General features: G+C 72.2%; 6 protein-coding genes. All 6 read left to right on the top strand.

Features of this window, described 5'->3' with window-relative positions; translation table 11 throughout:
- Window positions 1-96: 96 nt before the first annotated feature.
- Window positions 97-1,299, top strand: coding sequence for a phosphoglycerate kinase (locus AC5LSR_RS16970; protein ID WP_250283314.1), 1,203 nt, complete (start codon window positions 97-99; stop codon window positions 1,297-1,299).
- Window positions 1,299-2,168 carry a triose-phosphate isomerase gene (gene tpiA, locus AC5LSR_RS16965; RefSeq protein WP_493468673.1) on the top strand — a complete coding sequence of 290 codons (870 nt, stop codon included), beginning with the start codon at window positions 1,299-1,301 and terminating at the stop codon, window positions 2,166-2,168. The genes AC5LSR_RS16970 and tpiA overlap by 1 nt, the downstream gene beginning before the upstream one ends.
- 204 nt (window positions 2,169-2,372) lie before the next feature.
- Window positions 2,373-4,148: an ABC transporter substrate-binding protein gene (locus AC5LSR_RS16960; protein WP_250290689.1), complete on the top strand. Its 1,776-nt coding sequence runs from the start codon at window positions 2,373-2,375 to the stop codon at window positions 4,146-4,148.
- A 355-nt stretch (window positions 4,149-4,503) separates the two neighbouring features.
- Window positions 4,504-4,734, top strand: coding sequence for a preprotein translocase subunit SecG (secG, locus tag AC5LSR_RS16955; RefSeq protein WP_250283334.1), 231 nt, complete (start codon window positions 4,504-4,506; stop codon window positions 4,732-4,734).
- The gene (locus AC5LSR_RS16950; RefSeq protein ID WP_250283308.1) at window positions 4,731-6,527 is read left to right on the top strand and encodes an ABC transporter substrate-binding protein; all 1,797 of its coding nucleotides are present in this window, start codon (window positions 4,731-4,733) and stop codon (window positions 6,525-6,527) included. The genes secG and AC5LSR_RS16950 overlap by 4 nt, the downstream gene beginning before the upstream one ends.
- Window positions 6,528-6,824: 297 nt before the next feature.
- On the top strand, window positions 6,825-7,148 hold a 324-nt coding region (locus AC5LSR_RS16945; RefSeq protein WP_493468675.1), incomplete at its 3' end, for an RNA polymerase-binding protein RbpA.

Here is a 7,148-nt window from a genome sequence, read left to right as displayed (position 1 = left end):
GGTGGGGAAAAACTGGCGGCTTCTGGTGTCTTCGGGCGATGCCACGACGATCATGGACGTGTCGTCCGAAGCCGGTTGGGACTTCGGAGTAATGGCGTGACGACCATTGACGATCTACAGGTCGCCGGGCGGCGGATCATCGTCCGCAGCGACCTGAACGTTCCGCTGGACCGTTCCGGCGACACACCCCGGATCACCGACGACGGGCGGGTCCGCGCCAGCGTGCCCACCATCCGGGCGTTGCTGGACCGGGGTGCCCGGGTGGTCGTCTCCTCCCATCTGGGACGGCCCAAGGGCACACCCGACCCGGCGTACTCGCTCGCCCCGGTCGCCGGCCGGCTCGCGCAGCTGCTCGGCCGGCCGGTCGCGTTCACCGGGGACGGCACCGGCGACATCGCCGGCACACACGCGCAGAAGATTGTCGCCGGGCTGGGCGACGGTGAGATCGCGCTCCTGGACAACCTCCGGTTCCACCCGGGGGAGACCAGCAAGGACGCGGCCGTGCGGGCCGCGTTCGCCGACCAGCTCGCCGGGCTGGCCGACTACTACGTCGGGGACGCCTTCGGCGCGGTCCACCGGGCGCACGCCAGCGTCGTGGACCTGCCCGAGCGGCTGCCGCACGCGGCCGGGCAGCTCGTGCTCAGGGAGCTTGAGGTGCTGCGCACCCTCGCCAGCGGCGCGGCCCGTCCCTACGTTGTCGTCCTCGGCGGGTCGAAGGTCAGCGACAAGCTCGGGGTGATCCGGGCGCTGCTGCCCAAGGTCGACGCCCTGCTCATCGGCGGCGGGATGTGCTTCACCTTCCTGGCCGCCCAGGGCCACGGCGTCGGCGGGTCACTGCTGGAAGCGGACCTGATCGACACCACGAAGGGCCTGCTCGCCGAAGGGGGGGACCGGATCGTGCTGCCCACCGACGTGGTGGTGGCCGACGAGCTCTCCGTCGACGCGCCCACCGCCGTGGTGGCGGCCGGGGCCATCCCGGCCGGCCGCAAGGGCCTCGACATCGGGCCGGCGTCGGTGGCTCTGTTCGCCGGTCGGCTGCGCGGCGCCCGCACCGTCTTCTGGAACGGCCCGATGGGCGTGTTCGAGCTCCCGCCGTTCGCGGCCGGAACCCGTGGGGTGGCCGAGACGATCGCCGGGCTCGACGGCCTGACCATCGTCGGCGGCGGTGACTCGGCCGCGGCCGTGCGCACCCTCGGTATCGACGAGGAGGCGTTCACCCACATCTCCACCGGTGGCGGCGCCAGCCTCGAATACCTGGAGGGCAAGACCCTGCCCGGACTCGCAGCATTGGACGTGTGATGGCAAGCGAGAAGAACGAGAAGAACGAGAAGAACGAGAAGAACGAGAAGAACGAGAAGAACGGGAAGAACGGGAAGAAGAAGCCCCGGGGGACGGGCCGGCGCATCCTGGTCGCGGGCAACTGGAAGATGAACCTCAACCATCTTGAGGCGATCGCGCTGGTCCAGAAGATCGCTTTCGACCTCAAGCCGGTCGAGCTCGACAACGCCGAGGTCGTCGTCCTGCCCCCGTTCACCGATCTGCGCAGCGTCCAGACCCTTGTCGACGGGGACAAGCTCGCGATCGGCTACGGCGCGCAGGACCTCTCCCCGCACGGCTCCGGCGCCCACACCGGGGATATCGGCGGGCCGCTGCTCGCCCGGCTGGGATGCGGCTATGCGGTGGTCGGCCACTCCGAGCGGCGCGCGGACCATCACGAGGACGACGCCCTGGTGGCGGCCAAGGCGCGGGCCGCCTACGCGCACGGGATCACCCCGATCCTGTGCGTGGGCGAGCCCGAGCCGGTGCGGGTGGCCGGCGACCACGTCCGCCATGTCCTCGCGCAGCTCGACGGCTCCCTGGCCGGGATCACCCTGGAGCAGGCGCGCACGCTGGTCGTCGCCTACGAGCCGGTGTGGGCGATCGGCACCGGGCGGACCGCGTCCGCCCATGACGCGCAGGAGATGTGCGCGGCGATCCGGGGGCGGCTCGCCGAGCGTTTCGACGCGGGAGTCGCCGCGGTCATCCGTATCCTCTACGGCGGTTCGGTGAAGGGCTCCAACGCGGCGGAGCTGTTCACCCAGCCCGACGTGGACGGCGGGCTGGTCGGCGGCGCGAGCCTGGACGCGGCGGACTTCGCGGCGATCGTCCGCAGCGCCCCGCCGAGCTGACGGCGGCTACGAACCGTCACCGGCGATGCCGGTGACTCCGGTGACTCGATCACGGGCTGTGCCGGCCGGCGCGGTCCGTGATCGCGACCGGTGCCGTGGGAACAGCCGACGGACACGGCCGGCCCGGGGTGTGCTTGGGTGGCTTGCGGTGGCGGGGTGCGGCCCCGCCGGGAAGGGGCTCGAACCCAAGTGGCCGCCAGGGGCATGCCGCGCTGTCGTGCGATCATCCGGGCCGGAACCGTCACGGTCGTCCTCGGCCTTCTTCTCGCCGCCTGTACGGGCGGGGGAGGAGGCCGGCAGGCCCCGTCCGACCCGTCGGGCCCGCCCGCGGCGATCAGCAGCCGGGTCATCGCCGCCTCGCCGCGCGACGGCGGGACGCTGCGGGTGCTCGCCACCGCCGACTGCGACTCCTGGGATCCCCAGCGCACCGCGTCCGTGCGCTGCTGGAACCAGCAGCGGTGGATCTCCCGGCAGCTGGTGACGTACGCGCCCAGCCCCGGCGCGCTCAGGCTGGCCGGTGACCTCGCCACCGAGGTGCCGGCCCCGAAGGACCTGCGCACCTGGACGTACACGCTGCGGGAGGGGCTGGCCTTCGAGGACGGCACCCCGATCACGTCCCGGGACGTCAAGTACGGGATCGAGCGGGCCTTCGCCCCGGAGCTGGCTGGGGGCTCCGGGGGCTCCGGGGGCGCGGGCTCCGGCGAGGTGGTGCGGCTTCTCCAGGACGAGAAGAACCCCTACCGGGGTCCCTACACAGACCCCACGCCCGACCGTCTCGGGCTGGCCGCGGTGACCACGCCGGACGACAGGACCATCACGTTCCGGCTCAACCGGCCGTTCGCGGACTGGAACCTGCTGATGGCCTCCCCGGTCTCCACACCGGTGCCGCGGGCGCACGACACCGGCGCCGGGTACGGATCCCGGCCGGTGGCGTCCGGGCCCTACAAGATCGAAAACTATCGTCCGGGGGAGTCCCTCACCCTCGTGCGCAACCCGGAGTGGGACAGGCAGACCGACCCGAACCGGCCCGCCCACCCCGACCGCGTCGTTGAACGCATGGGGCTCGCCGCGGCCGACATCGACAGCCGCATCCTGACCGACCAGGCCGACATCGCCGCCGACCAGAGCGGGGTGGGCGCCGAGGCCACCGCCCGGATCAGCGCGAACCCCGGCCTGCGCGCGGCCCGCACCACCAGCGAGGCCACCGGCGGGCTGCGCTACCTGGCCGTGGTCACCACGGTCGCGCCGTTGGACAAGCTCGCCTGCCGCAACGCCGTGGCCTGGGCGGTGGACAAGAGCGCACAGCAGACCGCACGGGGCGGCCCCCTCGTCGGGGGCGACATCGCGGCCACGATGCTCACCCCGCCGGTGCGCTCCTTCTCCTGGTTCGACCTCTTCCCGAGCCCCGGCGGCAGCGGGAACCCCGCAAGGGCGAGAACAGAACTGGGCGCCTGCGGCCGGCCGGACGGCTTCGAGACCACCCTGGTCACCCGGTCGGATCCGCTCTCCCTCGCCCAGGCCGAAGCCGTCCGCGCCTCACTCGCCCGGGCCGGCATCACGGTCACCGTCGTGAAGTTCGACGACGCCGGGTACGCCGCGGCGGTGGACAGCCCCGAGCACGTCCACACCATGAAGTACGGCCTCGTCCTGGCCGCCGGCGCGGCCACCCGGCCGACGCCGTACGCGTTCCTCGCCCCGCTCGCCGCCAGCGGCTCGATCCGGCCGCGGTACAGCACCAACATCGCCGAACTGGCTCTGCCCGCGGTCGACCAGGGTCTGGAGCAGGGCATCGGGGCCGCTGACAGCGAGGACACGGCGAGCCTGTGGACGCAGACGGACCGGGCGGTCGTGGGGTCCGCCGCCTACGTCCCGCTGCTCTACGACCGGGCGCTCAACATCTACAGCAGCCGGCTCACCAACATCCACTACTCGCCCGGGTTCATGATGACGGACTTCGCCTCGCTCGGTGTCGTACCGTAGGGCGTCATGGCGGCCCGTCGGAGGGCCACGGCTCGCACGGGCATGATCCGATGGTGGTGCGCCGCGCCGGCCGCGGGACCGCCGTGCGGTAGCTTGGCACGAATGCCGCCGGTCAGCCCCGCCGAAGGCAGTGCGATGATCGTTCGTTGCGCTGCCGGAGGTTGCTGAATCGGTATGGTCGAAGGCGATGCGATGATCATTTGTCGCGCTGCCGGGGGCCGTCGGGTGCGGGTATGGCCGGAGGGGGTGCGATCATGGTTGCTCGTGTCGGGCTTCCTGCCGCGTCGCGCGATGACACGGCCGGGCCGGGCGGTTTACATGATCACGGGATGACGGTGTGGGAGCGGGTCCGGAGATGACTGTTGGGCTGTCGATTGTCCTGATCATCACGAGTGTGCTTCTGCTGCTGCTCGTCCTGTTGCACCGGGCCAAGGGAGGCGGGCTGTCCAGCCTGTTCGGCGGCGGTGTCTCCTCCTCGCTCGGGGGCTCCTCGGTGGTGGAGAAGAACCTCGACCGACTGACGGTCATGATTGGGCTGATCTGGCTCACCTGCATCATCGGCCTCGGCCTCCTGCTCAAGGGGTGAGCGGCCGCTGGCGTACCCGGATCCCGGCCTGGCTGCTCTGCGTGGTCGTCCTTGCCACGCTCGCGGCCTGCGGAGGTGCTGGACAGCCGGCACCCATACCGGTGACTTCGGTTATACCCACGGTCACCACTGATCCAACGGACAAGCCGGGTGGGACGCTGCGCCTGGTCACCGGGAGGATGCCCAGCGGTGATCCGGGCTGGGCGACGGACGCCGGTTCGCGGATGCTGCTGCGGCTGGTCTCCCGTCAGCTCTACTCCTACCGGGCCAGCCCCGACCCGGTCTTCACCGCCGCGCCCCTGCCGGACCTGGCCGTCGGGCCGCCGGCGGTCAGCGCGGACGGGAAGACCTACACCGTCACCCTGCGCCCGGCCGCGCGCTGGGACACCCCCGGGATCAGACGGGTCACCGCGACCGATGTCGCCCGCGGCGTCAAACGGCTGTGCACGCCGCCGGACCCGTCGCCCATGCGCGGCTACTTCGCCGCGACGGTCGCCGGCTTCGCAGCCTACTGCGACGAGCTGATGAGAACCCCGCCCGAGGGGGTACGCGACTTCATCGAACGTCGCGGTATCGACGGCGTCCAGGTCGTCGGTGACGACTCGATCGAGTTCCACCTGCTCGCCCCGGCCGGGGACTTCACCGACGTGCTGGCCCTGCCCGCGGCTTCCCCGGTGCCGCTGGAAGCCCTCGCCTACGCCCCGAACTCGCCCGAGTACCTGGAAAACCTGATCTCCGACGGGCCGTACCACTTCGGTGACACGCTCGGTGACGGGTCCTTCCGGCTGTCGCGCGACCCGGCGTGGGTCGCCTCGTCCGACGGCATCCGCCCGGCGCTTGCCGATCACGTTACGGTGCGTACCGGTGTCGACGCGGCCGCTGCCCAGGCCGAGATCGACGCCGACCGGGCCGACATGGCGATGGACAGCACCGTCCCCGCCGCCGACGTGGCAGCGCTGGACACCCGGGCCGACGGCAGGCTGTCCACGGACGGCCCCGGTTCCACCGTGCTGCTCACCGTCGGCCAGCACGGCCCGGCGTCGGCGGCGCTGCGTGGCGGCGGCGTCCGGCAGGCGCTGGTGTACTGCGTGGATCGCGCCGCCGTGGCCGCGGCGCTGGGCGGGCCGGTCCTGGCCACCACCACCGCGCAGATGCTGCAGCCGGCCATGGCCGGTTTCCAGCCGCGCGACCCGTTCCCGACGCTGGGGTCGACCGGCGATCCGGCGCGCTGCCGGGAGGGGACGCGGACCGCCGCCGGCGGCGGTCCCCTGACCGCCCTGGTCCTGCTCACCACGGACTCCGCCGAGGACGCCGCTGTCGCGTCGGCGCTGCGGGACGCCTTCGCCCGCGCGGGGGTGACGCTGCGGGTCGATGTGGTCCCCGCCGCGGACTACCCAGGCGCCGCCGTCCCCGCGAGCGCCGCCGTCCCCGCGAGCACGGTGGGCTGGGATCTCGCCCTGACCAGGGTGACGCCGCAGTGGTTCGGCAATGCCGGGCGCAGCGTGTTCCAGCCGCTGCTGGAACCGCAGTGGTCGGGCTCCCGGCCGGCCGACGGCGGATACCGTAACGACCGGGTCGCGCAGCTGCTGCGGGACGCCCTCGGGGAGCGTGACCCGGTCGCGCTCTCCACCCGCTGGGGCGACCTGGAGCGGGAGCTGCTCACCGACGCCGCCGTCATTCCGCTCGCGGTCACCGTCGCGCCCCGTTTCCACAGCGCCAACGTCCGCGGCTTTCTGCGGGTCCCCTCGCTGGACGCCGCCGACCCCACCGCCGTCTCCCTGGGCATCGCCTAGGACGAGAGGCCGGAGCCTGGGACGAGAGGCCGGGTGAGAGCGTGCGAGCGGAGCGGTGACATGGTTGCCGCTTCCTTCCCAGCCCGTGTTTTCCATGCCACGGCTCCGTTCGCCGGCCTGGGCGAGCGGGAGGAGCGGTGACGGCGTTCGGTCACCAGAGCGGATTGTGAGGGTGACCGATGGTGGTCGGTGCGACGAGATCGGCCCTTCTCGTCTTACACTCGGTCAGGCCGGCTGGCGGCTGGGGGGCCGGATCCGGAGTCAATCAGCGGGACGAGACAAAGGAGCATGCGGACCGTGGCAGGTGGTAACGCCATCAGAGGAAGTCGGGTAGGGGCGGGGCCCATGGGGGAAGCCGAACGCGGTGAGACGGCCCCGCGACAGCGGATTTCCTTCTGGTGCGCCAACAATCACGAGACCAGGCCGTCGTTCGCCGCGGACGCCACGATTCCCGAGACCTGGGACTGCCCGAACTGTGGCTTCCCAGCGGGTCGTGACCGCGACAACGCGCCCGCTCCGCCCAAGACCGAACCGTACAAGACGCACCTCGCCTACGTTCGGGAGCGGCGCAACGAGAAGGACGGGGAGGCGATCCTGGCCGAGGCGCTGGCCAAGCTGCGC

Source organism: Protofrankia sp. CiP1_Cm_nod4 (assembly GCF_982290645.1).
This window is presented reverse-complemented; position numbering and strand designations above follow the sequence as displayed.